Annotated in this window: 10 protein-coding genes and 1 pseudogene; 5 read left to right on the forward strand and 6 right to left on the reverse strand. The window is 69.6% G+C overall.

The features are described from left to right. Positions 1 to 5 precede the first annotated feature (5 nt). Both H0E82_RS14280 and H0E82_RS14285 read right to left on the reverse strand, forming a co-directional pair. Positions 6 to 2,663, reverse strand: coding sequence for a TonB-dependent receptor domain-containing protein (locus H0E82_RS14280; protein ID WP_180546101.1), 2,658 nt, complete (start codon positions 2,661 to 2,663; stop codon positions 6 to 8). Positions 2,664 to 2,805: 142 nt separating this feature from the next. Continuing rightward, positions 2,806 to 4,308, reverse strand: coding sequence for a hypothetical protein (locus H0E82_RS14285; protein ID WP_180546102.1), 1,503 nt, complete (start codon positions 4,306 to 4,308; stop codon positions 2,806 to 2,808). A gap of 244 nt (positions 4,309 to 4,552) precedes the next feature. Between H0E82_RS14285 and H0E82_RS14290 the strand changes: the two genes are divergently transcribed. After that, entirely contained in the window at positions 4,553 to 5,404 is an 852-nt protein-coding gene (locus H0E82_RS14290; protein ID WP_180546103.1) for a 2OG-Fe(II) oxygenase, read from the forward strand. Positions 5,405 to 5,654: 250 nt separating this feature from the next. After that, complete coding sequence (locus H0E82_RS14295; RefSeq protein ID WP_328797075.1) at positions 5,655 to 7,241, forward strand: M28 family metallopeptidase; 1,587 nt, start codon at positions 5,655 to 5,657, stop codon at positions 7,239 to 7,241. 833 nt (positions 7,242 to 8,074) lie between these two features. Here the strand turns inward: H0E82_RS14295 and nth are convergent. The 3 genes from nth to H0E82_RS14310 are packed head-to-tail and all read right to left on the reverse strand — an operon-like array spanning position 8,075 to position 9,942. Then, on the reverse strand, positions 8,075 to 8,785 hold the full coding sequence (gene nth, locus H0E82_RS14300; protein WP_180546105.1) for an endonuclease III: 711 nt from the start codon (positions 8,783 to 8,785) through the stop codon (positions 8,075 to 8,077). Further along, complete coding sequence (locus H0E82_RS14305) at positions 8,782 to 9,156, reverse strand: hypothetical protein (RefSeq protein WP_180546106.1); 375 nt, start codon at positions 9,154 to 9,156, stop codon at positions 8,782 to 8,784. The genes nth and H0E82_RS14305 overlap by 4 nt, the downstream gene beginning before the upstream one ends. A gap of 3 nt (positions 9,157 to 9,159) precedes the next feature. Next, the gene (locus tag H0E82_RS14310; RefSeq protein WP_180546107.1) at positions 9,160 to 9,942 is read right to left on the reverse strand and encodes an enoyl-CoA hydratase/isomerase family protein; all 783 of its coding nucleotides are present in this window, start codon (positions 9,940 to 9,942) and stop codon (positions 9,160 to 9,162) included. A gap of 184 nt (positions 9,943 to 10,126) precedes the next feature. On the opposite strand from H0E82_RS14310, the gene H0E82_RS14315 reads away from it, so the two are divergent. The 3 genes and pseudogenes from H0E82_RS14315 (at position 10,127) to H0E82_RS14325 (ending at position 12,661) form a co-directional block, all read left to right on the forward strand. After that, entirely contained in the window at positions 10,127 to 10,813 is a 687-nt protein-coding gene (locus H0E82_RS14315; protein WP_180546108.1) for an FKBP-type peptidyl-prolyl cis-trans isomerase N-terminal domain-containing protein, read from the forward strand. Between the two features lie 158 nt (positions 10,814 to 10,971). Further along, a pseudogene (locus tag H0E82_RS14320) lies at positions 10,972 to 11,780 on the forward strand (NUDIX hydrolase). Further along, positions 11,777 to 12,661, forward strand: coding sequence for a sulfurtransferase (locus H0E82_RS14325; RefSeq protein ID WP_180546109.1), 885 nt, complete (start codon positions 11,777 to 11,779; stop codon positions 12,659 to 12,661). The pseudogene H0E82_RS14320 and the gene H0E82_RS14325 overlap by 4 nt, the downstream one beginning before the upstream one ends. Positions 12,662 to 12,673: 12 nt before the next feature. Here the strand turns inward: H0E82_RS14325 and H0E82_RS14330 are convergent, their stop codons facing one another. Beyond that, positions 12,674 to 13,432, reverse strand: a complete 759-nt coding sequence (locus H0E82_RS14330; RefSeq protein ID WP_180546110.1) for an enoyl-CoA hydratase/isomerase family protein — start codon at positions 13,430 to 13,432, stop codon at positions 12,674 to 12,676. Positions 13,433 to 13,568: the final 136 nt, after the last annotated feature.

Genomic DNA, 13,568 nt, shown 5'->3' on the forward strand with positions numbered 1-13,568 from the left:
GCGGGTCAGAACGCGAAGCTGAGCGAGACATCCCAGCTGATGCCCGGCTTGTAGGTGTACAGATCGATCCGTTCGCCACCGCGCTCCTGGTACTCCTCGTGCTTGGTGTTGAGCAGATTGCGGGCGCTGAAGCTCAGTGACGGCTTGACCGTGTTCCAGCCGAAGCTGCCCAGGTCCAGGCCCTTGCGCAGCACGAAGTCGAGCGAGACGCCCGGGTCTTCGATGTAGTCGGGCTGGCCCGCGCGCCCGCGCACACTGATCCGGTCGCTGACGTAGTTCGCGATCAGCGTCGCCCGGAAGTCGGCGCTGTCGTTCTCCACGCCGAACTGCACGTTGCCGATGTGGTCGCTCTGGCCCTGCATCCTGCTGCCGTCGCTGACGAAGCTGCGGGCATCCTGCGGCACGCCGTTGAAGCCCGGGGGAATCACCGTATCCCCTTCGGCGGCATTCACCTCCGACGACGTCCAGGTGTAATTGGTGGCGAAGTACAGGCGGCCATCCCCGAGGAGCCGGAACTCGGGGGCGAAGTACTTCTTGAACTCCAGCTCCACGCCGTACAGGGTGGCCTCGGGCGCGTTGAGGAAGCCCTGGTACAGCTGGTTGCCGCCGAAGTCACCGATCACCGCTTCGACCGGATTGTCGATCGTCTTGTAGAACAGGCCCGAGGTGAAGTACTCGCCCGCGTTGAAGAACCACTCGTACCGCAGGTCGAGGTTGGTCAGCCGGCTGTCGACCAGGAACGGATTGCCGAAGAACAGGCGGTTGTTGTCCGGGTCGGTGTACTGCTGGGGGGCCAGCTCGCGGAACTGCGGACGGGCGATGGTCTTGCTTGCACCGAAGCGGATCTGCTGGTTGTCGGCGAAGTTCCAGGTGACCGTCGCTGCCGGCAGCAGGTAGTCGTTGAGCAGGGGCGCGGCGGCGAAGACACCTCCGACGCGCTCGCCGGTGAAGATGTTCAGCGGGTGCACCGCCTGGGTGGCGTCCTCGTAGCGAACGCCGACCGTCGCGCGCCACGCGGGTGCGATCTCGCCTTCCAGCTGCAGGTAGGCCGCCCGGGTCTTGAGCGTGCCGTCGTAGGCGGACTCGCCGTTGTTGTTGGGCGTGGTCTCGGTCAGCGTCAGGAGGCCGTTCTGGAAGTTGTAGTCCGAGAACAGGTAATCGATGCGCTGCACCTGGTTGAAGACGGGAAGTGCGCCGGCGATCGTGTCGAAGCGGAACGTGCGCAGCACCGCCGCACGGTCGTTGTCCGAGTACGCGATGCCTGCGCTCAGGGTCAGTTCGCGTTCGACCGGCAGGCGCCAGTCGAGATCGATGCCGCCGCTGGCGACCTCGTCGTCCACCGCGCCGAACCGCACCGAATTGCTGCCGCTGCCGTGGGTCCACGTGCCGTTGACGAGTGCGTAGCGCACATCGGTCTCATACGGCGTCATGCGGCGGGCACGCGAATAGCCCAGGCGCCAGCCGAGTTTCAGGTCCTGGTACTCGCCGAAGCTGCTCTTGCCCGCCAGCTGGTTGTTGATCAGCTGGCGCTCCAGCCACAAGGTGCCGTCCTCGCGGATGTCGACGCCGACGTTGAAGTTGAATCCGTCGCGGCTGCGGGTTTCCTTGACCGTGTCGTGCACGTACAGCGTGTTCCACGACACCGAGTGGTTCTCGCTCTCGAGGCCGAGACCGAAGAGGCCGTTGACCCGGGCGCTCATGCGCGTCGTGGCGAAATCGTAGTCCCGGTAGAGTTCCACGCCACCGCCGGTGAACGCGCCGTCCTGCTGCAGCCCGGTACGCGTGCGCCAGTCGTTGTCGAAGCTGGCGACGCCGATCACGCCGAGCCGGACGCCGTCGGCGATCTCGAATGCCGTGCCGGCACTCGCGCCGAAGTTGACGTCGGGATCGATGCGGCGCTTCTCCTGCACCACGAACAGATTGGGATTGTTCAAGGCGCTGCCGAACGCGGCCAACCATTCGCGGCTGTAGTTCGCGCTGGTCAGCGGCTGGCGGCTGTTGACGATCTCCTCGGGCAGGTCACGGCGACCGCTGTCGTAGCCCCACCAGTCGCGCTTGCTGCCGTAGTAGGTGAGACCGGGCGAGCGCGTGGTGACCGAGTTGCCGCCGAAGCCGATCTCGAGCTTGAGAAAGGGGGTGTCGGGCACCGTCAGACCCTGCAGGTCGATGACGCCACCACCGAACTCGCCGGGATATCTGACCGAATAGGTCTTCTGTACGGTCACACCGGCCAGGGCCTCGGCCGGGAACAGGTCCAATGGCACCACACGCTGCAGGGGTTCCGGCGAGGGCAGTGGCGAGCCGTTGAACAGCGCGCTGGAATATCGCTCGCCCAGGCCGCGCACGTAGACGTACTTGTCGCCCACCACGCTCAGGCCACTCACACGGGTCAGCGCCGCCGCGGCCGTGCTGTCGCCGGTCCGCTCGAAATCCTCGCGGGTGACGAAGCTGGCCACCTCGGCGGTATTGGCCATCGGCTCGGGAATGTATTCACCGCGGACGGTCACCGCGCCGAGTTCGGATGTCTGTTGCGGCGTGGCCGCGGCGTCGGCCGGCACGAGGTCCGCCCCGGATTGCTGGGCCTGGACGGGCATCGCCAGTGCCGCGCCGACGGCCAGATAGATGCCGCTGCGCGCGATTCGGCCGCGGCGCGCCTGCGGCATGCGTGGTGGGGAAGGTCGGGTGTTGGAAGACGTCATGAACGTAGGCCTTGGCTGTCTTTTGCAGGCATGTGGAGAGCTCGCACGCAAGATGCGGCGGCTTTGGGCCGCCGCATCCTGTGCACTCGGGTGAAGCGTGGGCCGATCAGTTCAGGCCGACGGTCCAGCCTTCCCACCAGGCGCCGGTGGCGTCCGCCGCACCGATCGAGGCCGGGTTCTGGAAGAAGTTGATGCCTGTGTACGCGCCGAAGGCGCCCGTCCTGATGTCGCGGACCGGCGTCACCACCACGGCGTTCTCGTTCACGCCGTTGCGGTAGGCCGTGGTGAGCGTCGACGGACCGAACACGGTGCGATCCTTCGGTGCCGCGTTGACGATGGTCGTCGTATCGGCGTTCCTGTCGCGCTTGTCGCAGGTGAAGTGGTTCGACAGGATGGCGATCGTGACGCCGGTGGTGAGGTCGAAACAGACATCGGCCTGCTTCTGGTTCGGGCCCGCCGGCGCGGTCACGAAGACGCTGTTCCAGATGGAGGCATTCGTGCTCTGGTTGACCTTGACCAGAGAATCCAGGGTCGGGTCGGTGGTGAAGACGGTGAAGTTGGACACCTTCGGCGTCGAGGTCGGGGTCCGGTTGAGTGCCGACCATTCGAAGATCGAGCCGGAGTCTGCCGTGCCCTTCACCGACGGGGTCTTGCGCACGACCAGGCCGTACTGCACGCCGCCGCTCCAGCCCCAGTCGGTGTCGAGCGAGTCGTCGTCGGCCTCGGTGATGACGACGTGGCTCATGTTGACGGTGCCACCGAAGATCTCGATGCCGTCGTCGCCGCTGTAGTGCGACTGGAAGTAGCTGATCTTGGTGCCGTTGCCGACGCCCACCAGGGTGAGGGACTGCAGTTCGTTGCCGGGCGCGAGTTCGAAGCCCGAGTAGCGGACCTGCACGTAGCGCAGCTCGCCGCTGCTGTCGGTCGGGTCGTTGCCGCCACCGAAGGCGTTGCTGGTGCCCTCGACCGCCCCTTGACAGGCCGCGGTGCCCGCCGTCGCTCCGCCGATGCAGTTGTTGATCGGCGCGCGGCCCATCAGCACCAGGCCGGCCCAGTCGAACTTGCGGCCGTTGCCTTCGAGGTCCGCCAGCGACGTGAACACGATCGGGGCGTCACGCGTGCCCAGTGCGAAGATCTGCGAACCGCGCTGGACCAGCATCACGTCCGGGCCGTTGCGCCCGAACAGGGTCACGCCCGGCTCGATGGAGAGCCGGCCGCGGCGCGACGCGTCGTTGACGGTCGAGTCGCCCAGCTGGTCCTGGCCGACGTTGACCTGGCCCTGGATCTGGTAGGCCACGCCGTCGATCTTGCGCAGGATCAGATCGCCGAGGATGGTCGAGGGCAGGCGGCACGCGCGCAGCGTGTTGTTGACGATGGTGCCCTGGTTGACCGTGCCCTCCGGACAGGACGCAGCAGGGCCGGCGGTCGGCGGCGGGCTGGTCGGAGGCGGCGTGGTCGGCGGCGGGGTCGTCGGCGGCGGTGCCGTGACCGGCGGATTGGCGGGAATGCCCGGCGAAACCACTTCGTCGGCGCCGCCGCCGCAGCCGGCGAGCGCGAGGGCCGCGCCGAACGTCATCAGCAGGGTCTTGGTGTTGGTGCGAACAGACATCGTGAGGAATCTCCGATCGAAGGATGCAGGGACGGGGCGCGTGACGAGGAGTGACGCTCTGGCTGAACTGTTTAGTCAGGTTCGGTGACAGGCCGATGACCGCCGTCACCACGACGGGCGCAGCCATGCCGCAGCCCCGCCGTGACTGGGCGCAAGGTTCGGGTGCGTATGTGTCAGGCATATGTTGGAAATGCGACGGCCCGACGCGCTTGCGACCGTCATATGCCGCATCGACAATCGCTGCATGAGCGTCAGACAGCTGAGTACCGCGCAGGAAGCCCGGGTGGTCGAGCAGGCGATGGCCGGCGCCGATCCCGATACCGTGCTGCGTCCGTTGCTGGATGCCGGCTGGGACGAGCAGGCCGCGATCGACGCGGTGCAGGCGGCCGTCACGCGCTTCATCGAACGCAACGCGCAGCAGACCGGCCTGCCGCTTCCCGTGCCGGTGCCAGTGCCGGCCGAGCCCAATGGGGCCTCGGTCCTCGACGCCGGCGATCGCCCGGTGCAGGTCCTGGCCAGCCTGATGCTGCCGCGGGTGCTCGTGCTCGGCGGCCTGCTGGCGGACGAGGAGTGCGATGCACTGATCGAGCTGGCGCGTGCGCGTCTGCGCCGTTCCACCACGGTCGACCCCGCGACCGGCGGCGATCAGGTCCACGCCGACCGCACCAGCCGGGGCACGTATTTCACCCGGGGCGAGAACGCGCTGTGCGCACGGATCGATGCGCGTATCGCACGCCTGCTGGACTGGCCACTGGACCACGGCGAGGGTCTGCAGGTGCTGCAGTATCCCCCCGGCGCCGAGTACCGTCCGCACCACGACTATTTCCATCCTGCCGAGCCGGGCAGCCGGGTTCTCCTGCAACGCGGTGGCCAGCGCGTCGCGACGGTGGTGATGTATCTCAATACCCCGCGCCGCGGCGGCGCGACCACGTTCCCCGACGTCCACATGGAAGTCGCGGCGGTGAAGGGCAACGCGGTGTTCTTCAGCTACGACCGGGCCCATCCGATGACGCGGACGCTGCATGCGGGCGCACCGGTGCTGGAGGGGGAGAAGTGGATCGCCACCAAGTGGTTGCGTGAGCGGCGCCACGACTGAATGACGGATCGGCCGGCAGGCCGACGCCGGGATCATGGTGCCGTGGATGCCCGGAATCGGAAGGCGCCGTCGTGCATTCGCCCGGCAATGAAACGGCTGGTGACGGGCACGACCCCGCGACGCCGGACCACGCGTCGGCCCGGACCGGGGAGGCCCATCGGGTACGATGCCGGCCCGTGCCGCCATCCCGCGCGCCACGTCGAACCGGGAATCCCGAGTGATCGCAGTTTCCGCCTTCCGCCGTCGCGCCGTGGCTGCAGCGACGCTTCTCCTTCTGCTGGCGCCTGTGGTCGCCTCCGAGCCGGTGGACCTCGATGTCGTGGCCCGCATTCGCCATGAGGCCTTCCATCGCTCCCAGGTGGCGGCCAACCTCAAGGAACTCACCGAAACCATCGGTCCGCGGCTGACCGGGTCCCCCGCGTACGTGCGCTCGGCCGAATGGGCGCGCGGCAAACTCGCCGGTTACGGGCTGGGCAACGTGCACGACGAGGTCTACGACCCCGCGTTCGGCCGCGGCTGGGAGTTCCGCGCCGCGCGCGTCGAGATGACCGCGCCGCGCCAGCTGCCGATCCACGCCCTGCCCAAGGCCTGGACGCCCGGCACCGACGGGCCGGTCGAGGGCGAACTGGTGCGCGCCTCGTTCAAGACCATCGCGGACATCGAAGCGCAACGCGGCAAGCTGGGCGGCAGGATCGTGCTGCTGGACGAGGCGCGTGCCTACAAGCCGTCCGATCGGCCCGATTTCCGCCGTCATACCGAGGAGGAACTGGGCGAGCTGCAGACCTTCCCGATGCCGCAGGACGCCGAGCCGGGCGCGCAGGACACGCGGCTCGACGAATACCGCAAGCGTCAGGCGCTGGTGCGCGCGCTCAATACCTTCTTCGCCGAGGAAGGCGTACTCGCCACGCTGTCGATCAGTTCCTGGGACAACGGCGTGGTCCGGGTCACGGGCGGCGGCGGTCGCAAGGCCGAGGATCCCGAGGGCGTGCCCGATCTCGTCGTGGCGGCCGAGCATTACAACCAGCTGGTGCGCGCGGTGGAGCGCGGCCAGGCACCACGCATGCGCGTCGACGTCGATGCACGCTTCACCAGCGAGACCGACCTGCCGGCGACCAACACCTTCGCCGAGCTGCGCGGCAGCACGAAGGCGAACGAAACCGTGATCATCGGCGCGCACCTGGATTCGTGGCACACCGGCACCGGCGCCGCCGACAACGGCGCCGGTGTCGTCGTGATGATGGAAGCGATGCGCATCCTCAAGGCCATCGACGCGCGTCCGCGGCGGACCATCCGCATCGCGCTGTGGGGCGGCGAGGAACAGGGCCTGCATGGCTCGTCCGGCTATGTCGCCCGTCACCTGGCCGACTGGCCGACGCCGACCGATCCCGAGCAGGCCGCGCTGCCCCGCGCGTTCCAGCGCGGCACCGGGCCGCTGCAGCGCCGCCCGGCATTCGACCGCTTCTCCACCTATTTCAACTTCGACAACGGCACCGGTCGCATCCGTGGCATCTATGCGCAGGAAAACCATGCCGCGGTGCCGGTGTTCCGTGCGTGGCTCGAACCCTTCGCCGATCTGGGTGCGACCATCGTGACCACGCGCAACACCGGCAGCACCGACCACATCGCCTTCGACCGCGTCGGCCTGCCGGGATTCCAGTTCGTGCAGGATCCGGCCGACTACTTCACCCACGTGCACCACACCCACCTCGACACCTTCGATCACGTGGTGCCGGACGATCTCAAGCAGGCCGCGGCCATCATCGCCTCGTTCGCCTATCACGCCGCCATGCGCGACGAACGCCTTCCGCGCAAGCCGTTCGTCGAACGCGACGAGTGAGCCGGCACGATGCGCCGGCGGTCAGCACGGTGCATCGGTCGACGCTTCGCCGCGCGGCCGTCCGGTTCCTGCAAATCGCGGGCTGCTCCGCGCGTCGGCCTGATTCCCCGTGCCGACCTGCGCCTGCCCTGGCGCCGCGCTGTCGGGCGAGTGCACGGCCTCTCCGGACACATCCCGCCGTGGTTCGGTCCGGCTCTCCGCGCCTGCATCCATTCCCCGATACACGCAGATCGATGTGCGGGGGGTCGCCGACGTTGACGGTGGGCGTCGATCGACGCCGCCGCCTGGCGATGTGGAACAGCTGCACCATGCATGTGCATGTTGCATCCGTCGGCACCGCGTTCGCCGCAGCGGGCCCGAGGCAGGCGTAGGCGCCGGCACGCGCGTCAGCAGTGCGCGCCGGCGAGCGACGCGCATCCCGGTGGAAAGCGCGGGTGGATCCGAGCCCGGGCGCCTTCGATGCCGCAGTGCCCCGGCCTGCATGGTCACGCGACACGCGCTTCCGCCCACCGGGCGGGTGTGCTGATCAGGCACAGCGGGCACCGGATGCAGGCCCGGAGGCGCTGCATCCGTGATGTCGTGGGCCACGCCCCGGCCCCGTGAGCCGGCCGCACGGACACCCCCGTTGGTGCGGGCGCTTATCCGCGACGGCCAGGAGGCGGGTCGTCAACGTCGCGGGTCGCACCCACGCCACGCATCTCAGCCGCAGAACGTGCCGCGGTCTGCCCGCACGTCCGTTCGCGCGGTGGCGTCGCGCCGCCGGTCAGCCGTCGCGCCGGTCGACCATGTCGATGCACGTGCGGGTATGCCCGGGCCCGGCGCCTCGAGACGACTCACGCATCGACGATGCCGCGCTCGATGGTGCCGGGCGTCTTGGCCTTGTACCAGCACAGATCGCGGATCACGCAGGCCGGGCAGTCCGGCTTGCGTGCCTTGCAGGTGTAACGTCCGTGCAGGATCAGCCAATGGTGCGCGCCGAGCAAGAAGTCCTCCGGTACGACGCGCATCAACCTGTCTTCGACCGCGCGTACGTCCTTGCCCGGCGCGAGGCCGGTTCGGTTGGACACACGGAAGATGTGCGTGTCCACGGCGATCGCACCTTCGCCGAACACGGTATTGAGGACGACGTTCGCGGTTTTGCGGCCCACGCCGGGCAAGGCTTCGAGTGCCGTGCGATCCCGCGGAACTTCACCGCCGTGCCGCTCGACGAGAATGCGGCAGGCGGCGATGACGTTCTTCGCCTTGGCGTTGAACAGCCCGATCGTCGCGATGTACTGCCTGAGCGCATCCTCGCCGAGATCGAGGATCGCCTGTGGCGTGTTCGCCACCGGATACAGGCGTCGTGTGGCCTTGTTGACGCCGACGTCGGTTGCCTGGGCGGACAGGATCACCGCGATCAGCAGCTCGAAGGGACTGCTGTATTCGAGCTCGGTGGTGGGTTCGGGATCCAGCTCGCGCAGCCGTGCGAAGAGCTCCCGTACCTCCGCCCGTGTCAGGGTGGGGCCGCGGCGGCGTGCAGGCGAGGTGGGGGCATCGCGGCTCATGACTCACGGCCGGCCGCCCGGGCCCGGGCCCGGGCGAGCAGGGCCGCAGCCGTGGACGGGAGCGTGGGCCGCGGCGCGTCGGCCGCATCCGCAGCGACAGGCGACGGCGTGCGTGCGGCCGCACGCTCGCCCGCACGGCGCTCGAGCCGCGCATTCCGCTGGCGGTAGCGCGCGCGGGCCGCCCAGGCCTCGCGCAGCCGATGGCGCGCATCGACGATCCGCGCGCGATCCCCGGCATCCAGCGCGGCCAGGGCCACGTCCGGCCAGGCCGCCATCAACCCGGCTTCGATCGCGGCGTCGAGCGCGTCGTCGCGCAGCAGCGCGGCAATGTGCGCGAGCGTGACCGTCTCGGGCGGCAGTGTCCCGGCCATCGCTCAGCGGTTCCGGAAGTCCGGCTTGCGACGCTCCAGGAACGCACGGGTGCCCTCGCGCATGTCCTCGGTGGCGAAGGCGAGCCCGAACTGCGCCGCTTCGTATTCCAGGCCTTCGCCGATCGCGCTCTCGCCGCCGATGTTGATGCAGTCGAGGATGCCGCGCAGGGCCAGTGGCGCCGCGTTCGCCAGCGTGGTCGCCAGCGCCATGGTTTCGCTCTCGAGGTCGGCGGCCGGCACCACGCGATTGACGATGCCGAGCGTCTGCGCCCGCGCGGCATCGATCGGCGTACCGGTCAGGCACAACTCGAGCGCCGCGGCACGGCCGGCCAGGCGCAACAGGCGCTGGGTGCCGCCGAAACCGGGAATCAGCCCGAGGTTGATCTCGGGCTGGCCGACCTTCGCGGTGTCCGCGGCGATGCGCAGATGGCAACACATCGCCAGCTCCAGCCCGCCGCCGAGCGCGAAGCCGTTGATCATCGCGATCACCGGTTTGGGCATCAGCTCCACCCGCCGCATCATCCGTTGCCCGCGAAGCGAGAAATCCCGGCCCTCGACCGGCCGCAGCCCGGCCATCTCGGCGATGTCGGCGCCGGCGACGAACGCCTTCGGTCCGGCGCCGGTCAGCACCACCGCACGCACCGACGCGTGCCCGGCCGCGTCGTCGAACGCCGCATGCAGGGCATCGAGCGTGGCCGAGTTCAGGGCGTTCAGCTTGTCGGGGCGATTGATCGTGATGACACGGACGCCGTCGCGGTCGTCGATCAGCAGCGGAGAGTCGGACATGGGCAGGTTCCAGGCGCGTGTCCGCGGCTGCGTGGAACTTGCCAGGCCGCGCGCGGTCGGATAGGGAGTCGTCAGTGGCGGTTAAGCCCTGCGACCGCTATCCTAGCGCGTCCAGAAGGGGCGGTTCGACCGCCCTTTCTCGCGACAGGCGATATCGAAATCTGACCTAGCGGAGATCCACGGAATGAAGTTGCGTTTTATTGCCGCCGCCCTGGCGGCCACCACGTTCAGCGGCGTCGCCTTCGCGCAGACCGCTGCGCCCGCAGCCGCGAACGACAGGACGACGCTGAGCTACGCGCTGGGTTTCGATCTGGGCAATCGCCTGGCCGAGACCGGTGAGTCGGTCGATGTCAACACGATCATACGCGGCCTGCAGGATGGTCATGGTCGCAAGGACCCGGCCTATACCCCCGAGCAGATGGGCACCGCCTACAACGGCTTCCAGCAGCGCATGCAGCAGAAGATCGTGACCGAGCGCCGCGCCGCGCTGACCGAGAACGAAGGCAAGGCCACGGCGTTCCTCACCGAGTACCGGGCCCGCGAAGGCGTGGTGTCCCTGCCGAGCGGCGTGATGTACCGCGTGGTCGAGGCAGGCGCCGGTAACAAGCCGTCGGCCAGCAGCCAGGTCGAGATCGCCTACCAGGCGTTGATCGTGCCGGTCGGGATCGGCCTGAGCGCGGACGAGAAGACCGCGCCGTTCCGCGTGTCGGATTCGCCGATCGCCGGCCTGCGCGAAGTGCTGCCGCTGATGCCGCTCAATGCGGTCTACGAGGTGGTGTTTCCGCCGGGCCGTTTCGTGACCGGTGAGAACACCCAGGAAATCGCCCGCCAGCCGGTGGGCGTGATGGTCAAGCTGCTCAGCGTACGCTGAGCCGCTACCTGACGCGTGTGCGTGACCTGCGCCGGCGTGCTCTGCACGCCGGCGCAGTCGTTTTCGGTGCACGGCCCGGGAGGCCGCGATGGCGCGGACGATGTCGGAATCTGCAGTGCTGCGCAGTCGGCCCGTCGCCCGGCCGTTAGAATCGCCCGATGGATTCCGTGCCCCGCGCTGTCATGACCCCGTGTATCGGCGTCTGCAGCCTCGATGCCGACGAGATCTGCCACGGCTGCCTGCGCAGCCTGGCGGAGATCGGCGGCTGGTTGCAGATGAGCGATGCCGAGCGCCAGCACGTGATGGATGTCGTGCTTCCCGCCCGCGAGGCCGCGCGCGGATGAGCGCTCTGCTGGCCGCGGCCGATCTGCGCCGCGTGCTGCATCCGCTGGACGGCGTGCCGCGGATGCGCGCATGGAACGTCGACGAACTGGACGGCCTGATCCCGGCCGATCTCGCCCTGCGCGAGGCGGCGGTGCTGGTCGGGCTCGTACGTCGCGAGCGCGGCCTGCAGGCCGTACTGACGCGGCGCACCGACACCCTGCGCCATCACGCAGGCCAGGTGAGCTTTCCCGGGGGTCGGCTGGAGCCGGGCGACGACGGGCCGCTGCAGGCCGCATTGCGCGAAGCGTCCGAGGAGATCGGTCTGGCGCCTGCGCAGGTGGCGCCGCTGGGGTATCTGGATCCCCTGGTGACCATCACCGGCTATCGCGTGGTGCCGGTGGTCGCGATGCTCGATCCGGGCTTCGAGGCGGTGCCCGATCCCGGCGAAGTGGCCGAGGTGTTCGAAGCGCCGCTGGCGTTCCTGCTCGCACCGGAAAACCTGCGCCGGGTCGGCATCGAGTTCGGTGGCCGTACGCGCCACGTGCTCGAGTACGGTCCCCTGGCCGATGCGCCGGCCCAGCGCATCTGGGGGGTCACGGCATCGATCCTGCTCAACCTGCGTCAGCGTCTGGAGCGCGGATGAGCACGCCGTGGACCACGCTGGTCGACGCCGGGGCGCTTGCAGCCGCCACCGGCCGGGCTCTGTGCATCGTGGATTGCCGCTTCACGCTGTCGGCCGGGGGTGCGGACGACGGCGCCGGCGAACGTGCGTGGCGCGCCGGCCGCGTTCCGGGTGCGTTCTACGCCCATCTGCAGCGCGACCTGTCCGGGCCCCTGGGTCCGGGGCTGGGTCGACACCCGTGGCCGGATGCCGGTGCGTTCGCGCAGACGCTGGCGCGCTGGGGTCTCCAACCCGGCATGCAGGTGGTCGCCTACGACGACGCCGACGGCGCATTCGCGGCGCGCCTGTGGTGGCTGCTGCGCTGCGCGGGCCACCGCGCGGTCGCGGTGCTCGATGGTGGCTGGGCCGCGTGGCGCGCGGCCGGCGGCGCGGTCGAGGCGGCGTCGGACCTTTCCCCGACCAGCCCCCGGCCCGTCGCGGCGGAACGTCCGCGCGTCGCCTTCGACGAATCCCGCCTGTTGCGTGACGCCGACGCGCTGCAGCACCACCTCGCTGGAGGCGGACTGCTGCTCGACGCGCGCGCGGCCCCGCGTTTCCGCGGCGAGGTGGAGCCGCTCGATCCACGCGCCGGTCACATCCCGGGGGCACGCAATCGCGCCTATGCCGACAACCTCGACGCCGGCCGCTTCAAGCCCGCGGCGCGACTGGCCGCGGAATTCGACGCCCTGCTCGCCGGCGCTGCGCCGGAACGGGTCGCGGTGATGTGCGGCTCGGGCGTCACCGCCTGCCACCACCTGCTGGCGATGGCCCATGCCGGTCGCGAAGGCGCGCGGCTCTATGCGCCGTCGTGGAGCGGCTGGGTGGACGATCCGGAGCGTGCGGTGGCGACCGGCGCCGGTTGAACCCGGCCGGGCTCAGCGCCCGAGGCGCGCGACCAGGGCGCGCAGCGCGGCCTGGGTGTCGGCGGAATGCCAGGCGTCGATGAGGCGGTCCAGATCGAGCTGTTCCGGTGCCAGCGCCGCGAGCAGATCCGCCCGGGCGATCGCCCGGGTCTGCAGCATCGGACCGCGCGGCAGCGCCAGCAGCGCGTCCAGCCAGATGCGTGCGCGCAGTGGCACTTCGTCCACGCCGGCCAGTTCGTCGACCAGACCCAGTCGCAAGGCCTCGTCGCTGTCGGGAAGATGGCCCCCGACGAGCAGGCGTTCCGCTTGACGTGCGCCGACCACGCGGCGCAACAGGCGCTGGATACCTTCGGGTGCCACCAGCCCCACTTCGGTTTCGTTGAGACCGATGCGATAGCTGCCCGACGCCATGATCCGGTAGTCGCAACACAGGGCGAGCACACAGCCGCCCGCAGGCGCATGGCCGGCCATCGCCGCGACCACCGGCATCGGCGCGGCGGCGAGCGCGCGGGCGGCCGCGAAGAAGGCGTTCCATGCGTCGTGCAGGTCCGATTCGCCCGCGAGCGACAGCAGGTGGGGCACGTCCAGGCCCGCGCAGAACACCTTGGGCCCTCCGGCCAGGACCACGCCTGCCACGCCGTCGTCCGCGGCTGCGGCCAGCGCATCGCGCAGGGCCAGACAGAGCGCGGGGTCGAGCGCGTTGACCGGAGGCCGTGCAAGTCGAAGCTCGCGGATCGGTCCGTGCTCGCTGGTTTCGATCAGGCTGCTCATGGCCTCTGTCCGTGCGGAAGGTTCCCGCATGGTAGCGAGCCCGCAGGCCGGGCGTGCGCCACGTCGACCGGGCACGATGCGTGCGCCGCCCCCGGCCCGCGTCGTCGACAGGCCGGCCTGCACCCGATGCGCCACA

The sequence above is a fragment of the Luteimonas deserti genome, assembly GCF_013425765.1.
Lineage (GTDB): Bacteria > Pseudomonadota > Gammaproteobacteria > Xanthomonadales > Xanthomonadaceae > Luteimonas > Luteimonas deserti.